This window comes from Algoriphagus sp., assembly GCF_013373065.1.
Classification (GTDB): Bacteria; Bacteroidota; Bacteroidia; order Cytophagales; family Cyclobacteriaceae; genus Algoriphagus.
Window position 1 is genome coordinate 147,041 of the sequence record NZ_JABXIN010000001.1, and the last position, 13,771, is coordinate 160,811.

A 13,771-nucleotide genomic window follows, 5' to 3' on the forward strand; every position below is an offset into this window, starting at 1 on the left:
TTCTTACTTTTGTCTTGATTTCCAGAAAAAAATTCCGCCATAACCCTATTCCCATGTCTGAGGTAAAAATATTTTCAGGATCAAACAGCACCGAACTAGCCAAAAAAATCTCTAAAAACTTTGGCAAAAACCTTGGAGAGGTTACCCTTTCCCGTTTTAGTGACGGTGAGATGTCCACCAGCTTTGATGAATCCATCCGGGGCTGCAATGTATTTATTATTCAAAGCACCAATCCTCCAAGTGACAACATCCTGGAGCTTTGCCTTATGATTGATGCAGCCAAAAGAGCCAGTGCCTACAAGGTCTGTGCAGTTATCCCCTATTTTGGCTATGCCAGACAGGACCGAAAAGATCGACCACGTGTTTCGATTGCAGCAAAATTAATTGCAAATATGCTGACCTCTGCGGGTGCAGATCGAATCATGACTTGTGATTTGCATGCTGGTCAGATTCAGGGATTTTTTGATCTACCATTGGATCATTTAAATGGATCAGCTATCTTTGTGCCCTATTTGCAAATGCTAAACCTTCCGGATTTGATTTTCGCATCTCCGGACGTCGGTGGAGTAGCCAGAGCAAGGGCTTACGCCAAGCATTTTGAAGTAGATATGGTCGTCTGTGATAAGCACAGAAAAAGAGCGAACGAAATTGCCTCTATGCAGGTAATTGGAGATGTTGAAGGAAGAGATGTTGTATTGGTGGATGACTTGGTAGATACCGCAGGTACCCTATGCAAGGCCGCACAAATCATCATGGACAAAGGAGCAAAATCTGTGAGAGCTATCGCGACTCACGGTGTTTTATCCGGGAAAGCCTATGAAAATATAGAAAATTCTGTACTAGAGGAATTGGTCATCACAGACACGATCCCACTAAAACAGAAATCATCAAAGATCCGCGTACTTAGCGTAGCGGATTTATTTTCAAAAGCCATTCATGCTGTGACTGGAAACACCTCCATCAGTTCCTTATTTATTTAAGAACCAATTTTAAATACATATACATATGAAAACACTTGAGATTATAGGGTTTAAAAGAGCAAATCTCGACGGTGCTAGTTTGAAGGAGATCCGTGAATCAGGAAATGTACCTTGCGTGGTATACGGTCCAGGTATTCCAGAGCAAATTCATTTCTACAGTCCTGCGATTTTGTTCAGAGACTTATTGTACACTCCTGATGTTCACTTGGTTGATCTCAACATTGAAGGAACGATCATCAAGGCAGTTATCAAGGAAGCTCAGTTCCATCCAGTAAGTGAGGCTTTGCTTCATGCTGACTTCATGGCTTATACTGAAGATCGACCAATCAAATTCGAAATTCCAGTAAAAGTTGTAGGAAATTCTCCAGGTATCACCAAGGGTGGTAAATTGGAAATGAAGACTAGATCTTTGAAAGTGAAGGGGCTTGCTAAAAACTTCCCTGACTTCATTGAAGTGGACATCTCTAAATTGGATCTTGGTAAATCATTCAAGGTAGGTGAATTGAATGTTGAAGGCTTTGAAATTTTGACAAGCCCGAACGTTTCTATCGTCACTATCGGTATCCCAAGAGCTTTGAGAGGAAAGAAAGCTACAGAAGAAGCTTAATTCACTTGAACTTTATTGAAATCCTGCCTCCAAAGGGCAGGATTTTTTCTTTTTAAGAATAAATTCATCCATGAAATACTTGATTGTAGGACTTGGCAATATTGGCCCTGCTTATGAGCTTACTCGGCATAACATCGGTTTCCTGACTTTGGACCGGCTTGCAGATAAGTTTGAAGCAGATTGGAAAAGTGATCGATTGGCCTTTAAAAGTGAAATCAAATATAAAGGCCGAAATATCCACCTGATCAAACCGACCACCTACATGAACCTAAGTGGGAAGGCTGTCAATTATTGGCTCAAAGAACTGAAAATCCCAAAAGAAAATTTACTGGTTGTAGTGGATGAGGTTGCCTTGCCCTTTTCCAAACTTCGAATGCGCGCAAAGGGAAGTTCTGCAGGACATAATGGATTAAAAAACATCGAAGATCTTACAGGAGGCCAAAATTATCCAAGACTTCGAATGGGAATCGGAAATGATTTCCCTAAAGGAAAGCAAGTAGAATATGTACTGGGAAGATTTAGTGAGCAGGAGTTTGAAGAACTACCAATCATGATGGACAAAGCTATCGATATGATCTTGGGTTTTTGTACGATAGGAATTTCACAAACGATGACTCAATTCAACGATTAAGTAAAGATTTGGATTTAAATAACCAACCCTTTACTTTGCAGGACTTCAGGTAAAGATTTATAAAGAAGAGGTGAGAGACTAGGCTCTGTGACCCTCTGGCAACCATCCCAGAATTAATTCGGGAAAGGTGCCAAATCCTACCCGATCAGGGGACTATAAATTGGCAAATAGCGAGTCTATTCACTTTTTTAGTTCTTTGATGTTCGGCTTGGATTTTCTCATCAAAACCTGATTTTTCATTCAAATCCAACCTCTATGAGTCAGCACTTTGAAACCCAAGCGATCCGGATTAATTCATCCAAATCCAATCAAAAAGAGCATTCCAGCCCCATTTATCTTACTTCCAGCTTTACATTTGACTCAGCCGAAGAAGCAAGAGCAACCTTTGCCGATGAAATCCCGGGTAACATCTATTCCCGTTATGCCAATCCCAACACAAGCGAATTAATCGAGAAAGTCTGTGCAGCGGAAGGGACAGAAGACGGAATTGCCACCGCCTCCGGAATGGCCGCTATGTTTGCGAGCATGGCTTCACTCTTGCAACAAGGAGATCATATTTTAGCATCCCGTTCTTTATTTGGCTCTACCCATCAACTCTTGACCCGCATCTTCCCAAAATGGGGAATTTCCTCTACCTATGGGGATATTTCGGACTATACAAACTGGGACCAATTAGTCCAGCCAAATACCAAGATGCTTTTTTTGGAGACGCCGTCTAATCCAGGATTGGAAATTATCGACCTGGAATGGGCTGGAAAATTTGCAGCCGCATACAATCTGATATTGGTGGTTGATAATTGCTTCGCTACCCCCTATTTACAGCAGCCTGCAAAATGGGGTGCACACCTTGTAGCCCATTCAGCTACCAAATTCATGGATGGTCAGGGAAGAGTTTTAGGCGGATTGATTTTAGGAAAAAAAGAGTTGATCAAAGAGATCCAGTTTTTCACAAGACATACTGGCCCGGCGATTTCTCCATTTAATTCCTGGATTCTATCCAAAAGCTTGGAAACCCTAGCAGTGCGGATGGATCGACATTGCAGCAGCGCGTTGAAAATCGCGGAATATTTTGAGGAACATCCAGAAATCGAGCGAGTCAACTATCCATTCTTGAAATCTCATCCACAATATCATCTAGCTAAAAAGCAAATGAGTCAAGGAGGAGGAATCCTGACTTTACAATTAAAGGGAGGTCTTGATCGGGTTCAAAAATTCATCGATCATTTGGAAATGATTTCTATTACTGCGAATCTGGGAGACAGCAGAACCATTATCACACATCCTGCCTCCACTACCCACAGCAAACTTAGCGAGGAAGAAAGACTTCGAGTGGGGATTACAGATGGCCTTGTACGAGTCTCTGTGGGACTAGAACATCCGGAGGATATTCTCGGAGATATCGATAAAGCATTGGATCAGTCAAAAAAATAGGGCTTCAAAGCCCTATTTTAATTTACCATGTCGTTGATTTTAATTTTGGAAAGGCCCGAATAATATCACTCAAGCTAATCTGTCCAACGAGTTTCCCATCTTTCATTACCGGAAAACGCCTAATTTTTAATTCTAAAAATTTTCCTGCAGCGTCGAACAAGGACAAGTCAGGGGAAAGTGTAATCACATCACTCGTCATATGTTCCCTAACCTTGGCAGGGAATTTTGGGGTATTGGTATATTTCCCTTTTATGATTTCCTTCAGGCAATCCACCTCGGAAATGATCCCTACCAAACCGCCGGACTCATCAACCACAGGAGCACCGGAAATTTTTCTTCTAGTCAGCACTTCCAACACCTGATCTATTGTATCGTCAGGATGAAAGGTAACCAAATTGGTACTCATGTGATCTCGGACGAGAATGGGAGTAGGAGTAGTACGCTTGGATGAGACCATTCGAACTCCTTGGAAACTTTTTACCATAGCCTTAAAATTTAAAATTGGATGAATAATATACTGAAAATCATTAATTTTTCAAATTATTAATCCATAAATAAATATTTTTCAGGCTATTATTTTAATAAAAATGACTTTTAAAAAATTTTATTTCTAAGGAGAATAAATGGTTGCCAGTTTTCAGATGCCCTTTTATACAAATCATTAAAATCAAACGCACCAACTAAAATATCTTGATCCTGATCCAGATCAACATCACCTTTTGCTATAATCAGGAAATTTGCATCAATATCTAAGTCCGTCACAAAAGGTTGAAATTGTTCATCACCTAAATTTTCAAAATAGATCAAATCTTGACGGGGAGACTGCTTAGAATCTGGAAAAAAAGAAATTGCCACAATATCCTTATCCCCATCCTGATCAAAATCATCTACCTGAACCCCACTTGCCCCATACATGGGGTAAAACCAGGACTCTTCGAATTCAAAACTCCCTTTATTTTTAAAAATCCTTACTCCATGAAAATTCTTCAAAATTTGAGATAGGTCCGCATTATCCCCATTTACTATCACAATATCCAATAAGCCATCTTGATCAAAATCCTCCAACTGAAAATCACTGCTCCCAAAAGCTGGCTGAAACTCCAGAAGCACCTTCTCTGAGAACCGGCCGTCTCCGGTATTTTCCCAAAAATAAATCCCTTCTCTTGCTTGGGTCATCATGCCAAATACATCGAGATCCCCATCCTGATCAAAATCCAAAAGCTTCACCTTCCTAGCTCCTGGTAAAGCTTTTAAAACAACCTCTTCTTCCGAATCCTCCCTGGTAAAATACACACTCAATTTTCCCAAATGATTTCCAAATTGAGAGATGACACGATCTTCAATTCCATCCCCATCCAAATCACCTACTGCAAGGTCTACTGGTCGCATCAATTTGCTTTTCAACCGAGTCGCTTCCCATTGCTGTCCTACCTTTTCAAATTGTTCCAGAGTACCTAAAGAATCATTCGATGGATCCATCAATCCCATAGAGAGTAATTCAAATCCAGATTGATCGAAATGAATTGAAACGGGAGCCACATCGGTCACCAAGGAATCAATGAGTTCAAATTTCCCGTTAAATTTCAATTGAAAAAGTCGTTTAAAACGATGCCCAAGCCAAATATTGGATTGATTATCTACCTGGATCATGGTAATCAAGTCAGGGTATAAAAAGTCAAACTCAGGAATCTCTACATTGAAATTTGGAATTCCTAGCTGAGGAGTAAGCTTTTCTTCCTGAGGAAGTGGCGTATCAGGCGCAAATTCCAGGTAATAGTTTTTCAATTTTTCCCAATCATCCCTCTTTATCAAAGGAATATCAGAGTAAATCCCTTTCGGAACCCCATTATCACTTGGTAAGGTAACCCCAAAATCTTCTGCCAAATACAAGCCCATCCGCATCCGCATATCCGGAAGCACCTTTTTTTCCCAAGTTTCCTTATCTAAAATATCCGGATTGGGTTTGATGTGGCAGTTGGCACAATAAAGTTCCGCAAGTTTTTCACCATCCAAATTCAAATCCATTTGGGACAATTGGTAAAGACTTGGAATGGGTTGTTTGCGTTCCGATATAGGTTCACAGGCAAAAAAAACAGCAACAACTACGCCTAGCAGTAATCTCTTCATTCCGAAAATGCCTCCAAAAACTGTTCAACAATAGTTTGGTCAATACCCAAATGAAATTTAAAATCCTCTGGGTCAGCAGAAAATTTTACATCTGGATTAAAAAATTGATTGATGGATCTTACCGTTGTTTTACAGGAAGCATGAATTTCTCGAAATCCCTCCAATCTTTTTAACTGATGAACATGTTTGGGCTTTGATCCTCCACCTGGTATAATAATGATTCGATCACCGGCTTTTTGAATCAATTTTTCAATTAACGGAATCCCCTCTGAAACGGAATTTTTCGCTCCCGAAGTAAGTATCCTTTTAAATCCTAAGCGGATAATTTCTTCCATGGAATTTTCAGGATCCTTACAAACGTCAAATGCTCGATGAAAAGTACAGGGTTTTCCTGAAGCAGCTCGGAGAAGACTTTCACATGCTTCTGAATGAATGTTCCCATAGACATCCAATGCCCCAAAAACAAATCCATCGGCACCGATCTCCCCTAAAATTTCGATATCCTTCTTCATCACCAATAATTCCTTTGGAGAATAACAAAAATCCCCACCTCTTGGCCGAATCATGACGAATACCGGAATATCCAATTCGCTTTTTAGAGTTTTAAGCATCCCTGCACTCGGTGTTTCGCCACCTTCTGGAAAGTTCGCACACAATTCCAGTCGATGGACCCCAAATCGCGCTGCATCCAAGGCGGCTTGAAGCGTAAAAACAGGGGCTTCCAATAAATATTCCATTCCTTAAAAATGACTCTTGGAGTCGATTAATTCATTTTTATTCAAATCGGCTTTTGCATAATTGAATCCAGGCTGAACTGCAAAAGCGCCCACTTCTCCATCCTTATTGATGGCTAAAAAGCCAGCTTGAATATTGGAAATATCTTTTCTGTTTTTAGAAATCAATCGCCTCACTGCTTCTTCACAAGCTTCTTGAGGAGTTCTCCCCTGTCGCATTAATTCTACAATCAGAAAGCTTCCACAAATCCGAATAATGGATTCTCCTAATCCTGTCGCTGTGGCAGCCCCCACTTCATTATCTACATACAAACCTGCGCCAATAATGGGGCTATCCCCCACTCTTCCATGCATTTTATAAGCAAGTCCACTAGTAGTACAGCTTCCAGCTAAATTTCCCTGAGCATCCATCCCTATCATACCAATCGTATCATGGTTTTCGATATTGATAACTGGCTTATAGTTACTTGTTTTTTTCCATTCATCGTAAGCTTTTTGAGCTTTCGGACTGAGTTTTTCCTCCTCGATGGGAAAGCCCTGTGAAATGGCAAATTGTCTCGCTCCTTCTCCTGCCAGCATTACATGGGGTGTCTTTTCCATCACGGCCCTTGCAAGCGAGATCGGATGCTTCACCTGCCTGACAAAAGCAACTGACCCACAAGATCCATCTCCGGTCATAATAGAGGCATCTAAGGTTGTGATCCCCTCTCGATCCGGTAAACCCTGAAGCCCAACGGATAAATTATCCAAATCCAATTCTGTGTCTTTTACTCCTATTTCCACGGCATCCAAAATACTTCCTGTTTCTTTGAATTTTTTGATGGCTGCAGCATTAGCCGGAAGGCCATGGTTCCAAGTTGAAAGAATCAAGGGTCCGTCTTCTTTTTTCCTTGGAGAAGAATAAAGATTTGGCAGCGCATGACTTAAAGTTGGCAGAGCTATCAGCGAACCAAGGATTGATTTTTTAATAAACTTTCTTCTTTGAGACATGAATGATAATTTAGATGGAGTTTTGAATGATTAATATCAAGGCTTTTTCTTCAATTTCCCACCAAATCATAAAAAAATGAGACCTTATCTGCTCAAAGAATGCACCTGGAAATATTTAAAAACGCATCGCTATGAATTAGCAGTGTTACCCTGGGGAGCCACAGAGGCGCATAATTACCACATGCCTTATGGGACAGATATTTTTGAAGCAGACGCTATTGGTGCCGAAGCCGGAAGAAAAGCTTGGGAAAAAGGAGGAAATGTGGTTGTCTTACCTAGCATCCCTTTTGGCGTCAATACTGGTCAAGCAGATATTTATCTGGACATCAACATGAACCCAAGTACTCAAATGGCTATCATTCGGGATATTTTGGAAGTATTGAATCGACAGGGTGTCAAAAAATTCTTGATTTTAAATAGTCATGGAGGAAATGATTTCAAAACTGCATTGCGTGAATTAGGCCTCCAATTTCCAGACATGTTGCTATTTACTTGTAATTGGTTTCAAGCCTTGGACAAGACCAAATACTTCGAAGAAGAAGGTGACCATGCAGACGAAATGGAAACAGCATTGATACAGTATTTGCATCCAGAATTGGTACTACCACTTGAGGAAGCAGGCGATGGAAAGGACAAGAAATCAAGTATTCAAGGGGTTCGGGAAAGATGGGCTTGGGCCGAACGAAAATGGTCTCAGGTCACGCAGGACACAGGCGTAGGAAATCCAAAAAAAGCCACTCCTGAAAAAGGAAAGCGCTATTTTGAGGATGTGACTGACAAAGTAGCCCAGCTTTTCTTAGATATTTGTCAAGTAAAACCAGATGAGCTGTATCGTTAATTCAATACAGCTCCATCCAATTCTTGAACTTCTCCTCTAAAATTAATCGCTTTGATGCCCTTCACTCCTTCCGGAAGTCGGATTTCTCTGGAAGATTGGGATAAAAAGCCACTTCCAAATCCGGGCTCATAACGGATTGTTTTACCATTTTCAAGTTCTACCACTAAGGCAATGATATCTTGACCCGGCACTATTGTTTGCTCCTCTTTATTTTTCAAAGCAAATGATTTGAGCTCTCCTCTATTTTGAGAAGCAATCAATAGGGCACTGCCTGAAGCTCTATTTAGTTTCACCATGGCTTTGGCATCACCTGGAACTAAAAATCCACTTTCGTTCGAATTAACAGATTCAAACCCTCCTGCCCCATCTCCTAAAAGCACCAAACCATTCAAAGCGTCAAGCCTTCCAATGAAGATTTCATTCCCGAAATCGTTACCAACCAGTACCACATCCAGATTTCCATCACCATTTACATCTTCCGATACCAAGCCAAATACTGGCGCCAATTGCGCTTCTTTCGGTAGCTCATGGATTTCAAACTTTCCACCTCCTAAATTTTCGACATAGGCGGATCGATCAAAATTCCCTTCCAAAATCAGGGCCTCTTTCCGCTCCTCCTCCGTAAATAAAGTCTGTTCCGTGGCTTCAGCATAGGTTTTATACCGTTCAAATTTTCTTCTAAACAGAATGCTTTGCCCATATAAATCATCCCAAAAATGACTTGGGAAAGATTCAAAATTCCCCGATCGATCCTTATACCACGAAAAGATCACAGGATCTACACTTCCGTTTTGATCAAAATCTTTAGCATAGATTTTAAAAGGTCTCTCAACAGAAGGATGGAAATGGTTATTCGCTCCAAGGTTACCTACTACAAAATCCACATCCCCATCTTGGTCAAAATCACCAGAGGTAATCGAATTCCACCAACCTTTATGATTTTCCAAACCTGTATCTTCCTTTAATTCAAGTCTTCCATTTTTATTATGAAAAACCTGAATAGCCATTAGCTCTCCTACTACCACTAAATCGACAGCCCCATCCAAATCCACATCTGACCAAATGGCATCAGTCACCATTCCAACTTGACTCAATTCAGGAGCCTGCTCTCCGGTCACATCACTCAATTTTCCTTCATTGTTTTTCAATAAGAAGCTCTTTTCCGGATATGGAAACTGAGCAAAAGGGGTCCTTCCTCCCACAAATAGATCCAAAAAGCCATCTTGATCGAAATCGGCTGCACGAACCACACTCCCACTGGCTTTTACTTCCTGAAAATTCGAATCTTGGGTGTAATTCCCTTTCCCATCATTTAGATACAAGCGATCATTATACTCGGCAGCATTAGGCAAAAACTCATTACTTCCCCCGACCAAATACAAATCCAAATCCCGATCATTGTCTACATCAAAAAGTAAAATTCCCATCTCCTCAAAGCTTGCATTTTCATCCCCAACTACGGCTTTTTCCGAAAAAGTACCATCTGCTTGTTGAATAAAGGCTATTGGCTGATTTCCAGAAGAAGAACCAACTACCAAGTCTTCCATCCCATCTCCATTCAAATCTCCAACAGCCAAAGCAGGCCCATATTGAGTCAATTTATGAGGCAAGGTACGCTGCACATTGTAATCAATTTTATCCTGCTCTTGGTGAACAAATGAAATCCCGATCTGATCTGTCACTTCTTCCACAAGAGGACTTTCATTGTCAAAATCCAAAATGGCCAAGGAATATTTCCCAGGTTGAGATTGGTTATAATCAATCGAAAGAGTTTGATTCGGTTCAACAGAAGATACCTGATTGACTTTTCCATCTGGCCAAAGCACTTTTAATTCCTTAACAGACCGATTCTTCCCCAAACCAAAATGCATAACTGCGTCAAGGGTGGACATATATCCTCGCACCAATTGCTGTTCTTGAAAAAGCTTGGTCCCATCAGAAAAAGTCAACACTACCTTTGCACCCAGGCCTTGAGGATTAGAAGCAGGTCCTTTTAATGACACCTTCAAAAAATCCCCTTTTTCATCTTTTTTATTTAATGTATTTTCAAAAACAAAGGCCGGATCATTTATATTATTGACCACATAATCCAAATCCCCATCCAAATCTAAATCCACTAAAGCAGCTCCATTGGAGAAAGAAGGCTTATCCAAACCCCATTCCATTCCACTATTGGCAAAGGTCCAATCTCCTTGATTCTTAAATGCATAATTCGGGATTTTTACAATTGGAATAGAATCCAACAGTTGTCGAACGGTTGCAATATTCCCCACATCAGCACGATAATTCGCAAAATCCTTATCGGTGATGTCTCGAGGAAAGCCATTCGTAATGAGTAAATCTCGCCATCCATCCTGATCCACATCACCAAAAAGTGGAGACCAGGACCAGTCCGTCTGATACATGCCCGCATACATGCCGATTTCACTAAATGGAGCCTTGGGTCCATTATTCATGTGAAGCATATTTCGAACATGTTGGTATTCGTACCCCCATTGTTCATTACTGATATAGACTTGGTAGGAGTTCTTTCCAATAGTTGTCTTTTTGCGATAATTATCCTCACCCAGCATATCCAAGGTGACAATATCCGGCATCATATCATTGTTGAAATCAGCCACATCAGAACCCATGGAAAACTGGCTTTGATGTTTCAGTTTTTGGGAAATTTGATTTGAAAAACTACCGTCCTGATTATTGATATAAAGAAGGTCATTGGTCACATAGTCGTTGGAAACGTGTATATCTGGCCAGCCATCATTGTTTAAGTCAGCAATCAACAGTCCAAGGCCAAAACCTTCAATGGTAATCCCTGCCTCTTGCGTCACATTTGAAAATGTCCCGTCACCATTATTCCGATAGAACGCATCATTATTGATGGCAGTACCATCCGTGATTTTTTCTCGATAATTGGAAGGCGTTATTTTGCTTTGCTCATTATTCAGCACATATAAATCCAAATCTCCATCCAAATCATAATCCACGAAGGCGGCTCCCATTCCATTTCCAGAATCAGCGATTCCATAGGTTTCAGCCATTTCCAGAAAAGTCACAATACCTGCTTCATTTTTTCCCTGGTTGACAAAAAGTAAATTATTGCGTTCCCCAAGCCCAGTCTTCATGGCTGCGACCACATAAATATCCATCCAACCGTCTTCATTGATATCCACCACGGTCACACCCGTGCACCATTTATCGGATGCGGAAATACCGGCTTCTTCAGAAACATCAGAAAACTTAAAACTACCTTGATTTAGATAAAGCTTATTCGAGACTTGATTCCCTGTAAAAAACAAATCGGGGAGACAATTTTGGTCAAAATCTGCCACAGCTACACCGCCTCCATTAAAAATATATTCATCTGTCAGAATATTAAAGGAATCCGTTTCAATGATTTCATTATTGAAATCTATCCCGGTTTCATCAGCGGATTTCAACTGAAATAGGGTGTCGCTCTTTTTGCAAGAGTAGAAAATAGATGAAAGAATAAGGGAGGTTAAGACAATTTTAATCTTCATGATTCAGTGAGGGTGAGTACTAGTCTTGAAATTACTATTTAATCAAATAGGGTAAAAAAAAATTACCAGAATTGACTGTCTATAAACAAAAAAAGGGACCAAAATTCGGTCCCTTTTTAAATTTTTAATTTGATGATTAGAATCCAGGATTCTGGATCAATATATCAGATCCAACTAGGTCAATTTGATCTTGAGGAATTGGAACCCAACGATACTTATCAGAGTATTTCGCTCCACCCAAAGCACCGGTTAAGATAGTTCCATCAAGTGCAAAGTAGAAGTCCAATTCTTCCTGAACAGTATTCCAACGAACTAGATCGTAGAATCTATGTCCTTCCATACCAAGTTCTAGCATTCTCTCCATACGAACAGCAGCTCTTGCAGCGTTTGCATCTGTCCAAGGAGCGTCGTAAGTAGAAATCACATAATTAGCAGCTGGAGTTCCATCTTCTCGAAGCAATTCAGAGTTCATTGCTCTTTCACGTACACGGTTCACCTTAGCACGAGCACTTTCCAAGTTGCCAGTTTCGATATCTGCTTCAGCAGACATCAAAAGTACATCAGCAAATCGGATGATCATGAAGTTGATACCAGTGTAACCAGGAGTCCAAGAAGAGTTATCCTGGAAGGAACCCTGCTCAGAACGAGCATAAACATACTTCTTAGGAGAGTAAGGACCACCGTTAGGTTGGTTACGAATCCAAGCAGCACCTGGATGATCTTGCCAATCCAAGTAAGGAATTCCTCTACGTCCTACTGTATGATCCAATCGTGGATCCAAGTTTCCTGCATCTGGAGTAAATGCTTGATCTGAGTTAAGTCCCATATCACTTACTACTCTATTAGCAGGATCATTGTAAGACTTATCCAACAAAGGAAGACCGTTTGCATCAGTTCTAAACGCATTCACGAAAGTGAAGCTTGGCTGGAAGAATCCGCAACAGTTACCCGGTCCAGCAGGTCCGGTATTGTATGGGAAGTTCAAGTCAAACTCAGGGTTCGCATTCAATACAGATCCTGTACCTGCAGCAGACTGATATGCCCAAACAGATTCCTGATGGTTATCATTAGCTCCTCGGAACATGTCATCATAGTAAGGAACCAAGTCATACTTCAATCCATTTGATGTAACACCATTAGCGATTACATCATCAAACATGGACTTTGCCTGAGAGAATTTTCCTTGATACAAATAAACCTTACCCATGTAAGCCTTAGCAGCCCATGAGTTTACACGACCCACTTGTGATTGTGTAGCAGGAAGGTTGTCAATTGCATATTGGAAATCCGCCTCGATAAACGGCCATAGATCTTGGTTATTACTGATTTCTTCCAAACCAGAACCATAATCAACTGTCTCGTCAACATATGGCGTATTGTTATAATCACGCTTCAGTTCGAAATAGAAATGCGCTCTTAAGAAACGTGCTTGAGCAGCCAATCGAGTGGCATCAGCGTCTGTTACATCAGGGCCTGGCTCTTGCAATAGTCTCAAGACGTTATTTGCACGTGCGATTCCTTCATATGCAACGTTCCACTTTGATCCCATTTCACCAGAAGCAGCATCATTTTCAAAACGCTGAATTGGGTTAATGGTAGTAAAGTCACCAGGGTCAGTACCTTTATTAGCCTCTCCCCCTCGGATACTTCCCCAAACCCAGTTGGATGGGGAACCTAGACGGTTGCCTCGGCCATTCACCTGAGAATATGCTGCAATCAAAGAAGCTTCAATACCTGCCAATGAAGACAGCTGAGCTTGTGCAAGCAAACCAGTTGGTGGCACGTCAAGGAACTCGTCAGAACAACTCACTGCTACCATCATCATCGCTGACAATGATAGGGCTCCAAATTTTAATTTAAAATTTTTCATTTTTAATCAATTATATTTTCTATAACTAGATTCGTTGTGAAATGT

Annotated in this window: 11 protein-coding genes and 1 riboswitch; of the genes, 5 read left to right on the forward strand and 6 right to left on the reverse strand. The window is 40.8% G+C overall.

Features of this window, described 5'->3' with window-relative positions; genetic code table 11:
* Positions 1-53 precede the first annotated feature (53 nt).
* The 4 genes from HWE15_RS00665 (at position 54) to HWE15_RS00680 (ending at position 3,649) form a co-directional block, all read left to right on the forward strand.
* Positions 54-980 carry a ribose-phosphate pyrophosphokinase gene (locus HWE15_RS00665; protein ID WP_290505565.1) on the forward strand — a complete coding sequence of 309 codons (927 nt, stop codon included), beginning with the start codon at positions 54-56 and terminating at the stop codon, positions 978-980.
* A gap of 25 nt (positions 981-1,005) precedes the next feature.
* Entirely contained in the window at positions 1,006-1,587 is a 582-nt protein-coding gene (locus HWE15_RS00670) for a 50S ribosomal protein L25/general stress protein Ctc (protein ID WP_290505566.1), read from the forward strand.
* Between the two features lie 70 nt (positions 1,588-1,657).
* Positions 1,658-2,218, forward strand: a complete 561-nt coding sequence (gene pth / locus HWE15_RS00675) for an aminoacyl-tRNA hydrolase (protein WP_290505567.1) — start codon at positions 1,658-1,660, stop codon at positions 2,216-2,218.
* 54 nt (positions 2,219-2,272) lie between these two features.
* Positions 2,273-2,380, forward strand: a riboswitch (SAM riboswitch).
* A 93-nt stretch (positions 2,381-2,473) separates the two neighbouring features.
* Positions 2,474-3,649, forward strand: a complete 1,176-nt coding sequence (locus tag HWE15_RS00680) for a PLP-dependent aspartate aminotransferase family protein (protein ID WP_290505568.1) — start codon at positions 2,474-2,476, stop codon at positions 3,647-3,649.
* Positions 3,650-3,671: 22 nt separating this feature from the next.
* Here HWE15_RS00680 and HWE15_RS00685 read toward each other — a convergent pair whose 3' ends face one another.
* The 4 genes from HWE15_RS00685 to HWE15_RS00700 all read right to left on the reverse strand — a co-directional run bounded on the left by HWE15_RS00685 (position 3,672) and on the right by HWE15_RS00700 (position 7,500).
* Entirely contained in the window at positions 3,672-4,133 is a 462-nt protein-coding gene (locus HWE15_RS00685; RefSeq protein ID WP_290505569.1) for a CBS domain-containing protein, read from the reverse strand.
* A gap of 110 nt (positions 4,134-4,243) precedes the next feature.
* Entirely contained in the window at positions 4,244-5,776 is a 1,533-nt protein-coding gene (locus HWE15_RS00690; RefSeq protein ID WP_290505570.1) for a VCBS repeat-containing protein, read from the reverse strand.
* Entirely contained in the window at positions 5,773-6,513 is a 741-nt protein-coding gene (locus HWE15_RS00695) for a copper homeostasis protein CutC (protein WP_290505571.1), read from the reverse strand. Before HWE15_RS00695 ends, HWE15_RS00690 begins: the two co-directional genes overlap by 4 nt.
* Before the next feature lie 3 nt (positions 6,514-6,516).
* Entirely contained in the window at positions 6,517-7,500 is a 984-nt protein-coding gene (locus HWE15_RS00700; protein ID WP_290505572.1) for an isoaspartyl peptidase/L-asparaginase family protein, read from the reverse strand.
* Positions 7,501-7,576: 76 nt separating this feature from the next.
* Here HWE15_RS00700 and HWE15_RS00705 point away from each other — a divergent pair, with 76 nt between their 5' ends.
* A complete protein-coding gene (locus HWE15_RS00705; protein WP_290505573.1) occupies positions 7,577-8,338 on the forward strand; it encodes a creatininase family protein in 762 nt (253 codons plus the stop codon).
* Here the strand turns inward: HWE15_RS00705 and HWE15_RS00710 are convergent.
* Both HWE15_RS00710 and HWE15_RS00715 read right to left on the reverse strand, forming a co-directional pair.
* Complete coding sequence (locus tag HWE15_RS00710) at positions 8,335-11,856, reverse strand: VCBS repeat-containing protein (protein ID WP_290505574.1); 3,522 nt, start codon at positions 11,854-11,856, stop codon at positions 8,335-8,337. The genes HWE15_RS00705 and HWE15_RS00710 overlap by 4 nt on opposite strands.
* A 136-nt stretch (positions 11,857-11,992) precedes the next feature.
* Positions 11,993-13,726 carry a RagB/SusD family nutrient uptake outer membrane protein gene (locus HWE15_RS00715; protein WP_290505575.1) on the reverse strand — a complete coding sequence of 578 codons (1,734 nt, stop codon included), beginning with the start codon at positions 13,724-13,726 and terminating at the stop codon, positions 11,993-11,995.
* Positions 13,727-13,771: the final 45 nt, after the last annotated feature.

Bases quoted from the DNA above. Each gene is read 5' to 3' on its own strand.
- HWE15_RS00665 (WP_290505565.1), top strand. From the start codon at position 54: ATGTCTGAGGTAAAAATATTTTCAGGATCAAACAGCACCGAACTAGCC.
- HWE15_RS00670 (WP_290505566.1), top strand. From the start codon at position 1,006: ATGAAAACACTTGAGATTATAGGGTTTAAAAGAGCAAATCTCGACGGT.
- pth (WP_290505567.1), top strand. From the start codon at position 1,658: ATGAAATACTTGATTGTAGGACTTGGCAATATTGGCCCTGCTTATGAG.
- HWE15_RS00680 (WP_290505568.1), top strand. From the start codon at position 2,474: ATGAGTCAGCACTTTGAAACCCAAGCGATCCGGATTAATTCATCCAAA.
- HWE15_RS00685 (WP_290505569.1), bottom strand. From the start codon at position 4,133: ATGGTAAAAAGTTTCCAAGGAGTTCGAATGGTCTCATCCAAGCGTACT.
- HWE15_RS00690 (WP_290505570.1), bottom strand. From the start codon at position 5,776: ATGAAGAGATTACTGCTAGGCGTAGTTGTTGCTGTTTTTTTTGCCTGT.
- HWE15_RS00695 (WP_290505571.1), bottom strand. From the start codon at position 6,513: ATGGAATATTTATTGGAAGCCCCTGTTTTTACGCTTCAAGCCGCCTTG.
- HWE15_RS00700 (WP_290505572.1), bottom strand. From the start codon at position 7,500: ATGTCTCAAAGAAGAAAGTTTATTAAAAAATCAATCCTTGGTTCGCTG.
- HWE15_RS00705 (WP_290505573.1), top strand. From the start codon at position 7,577: ATGAGACCTTATCTGCTCAAAGAATGCACCTGGAAATATTTAAAAACG.
- HWE15_RS00710 (WP_290505574.1), bottom strand. From the start codon at position 11,856: ATGAAGATTAAAATTGTCTTAACCTCCCTTATTCTTTCATCTATTTTC.
- HWE15_RS00715 (WP_290505575.1), bottom strand. From the start codon at position 13,726: ATGAAAAATTTTAAATTAAAATTTGGAGCCCTATCATTGTCAGCGATG.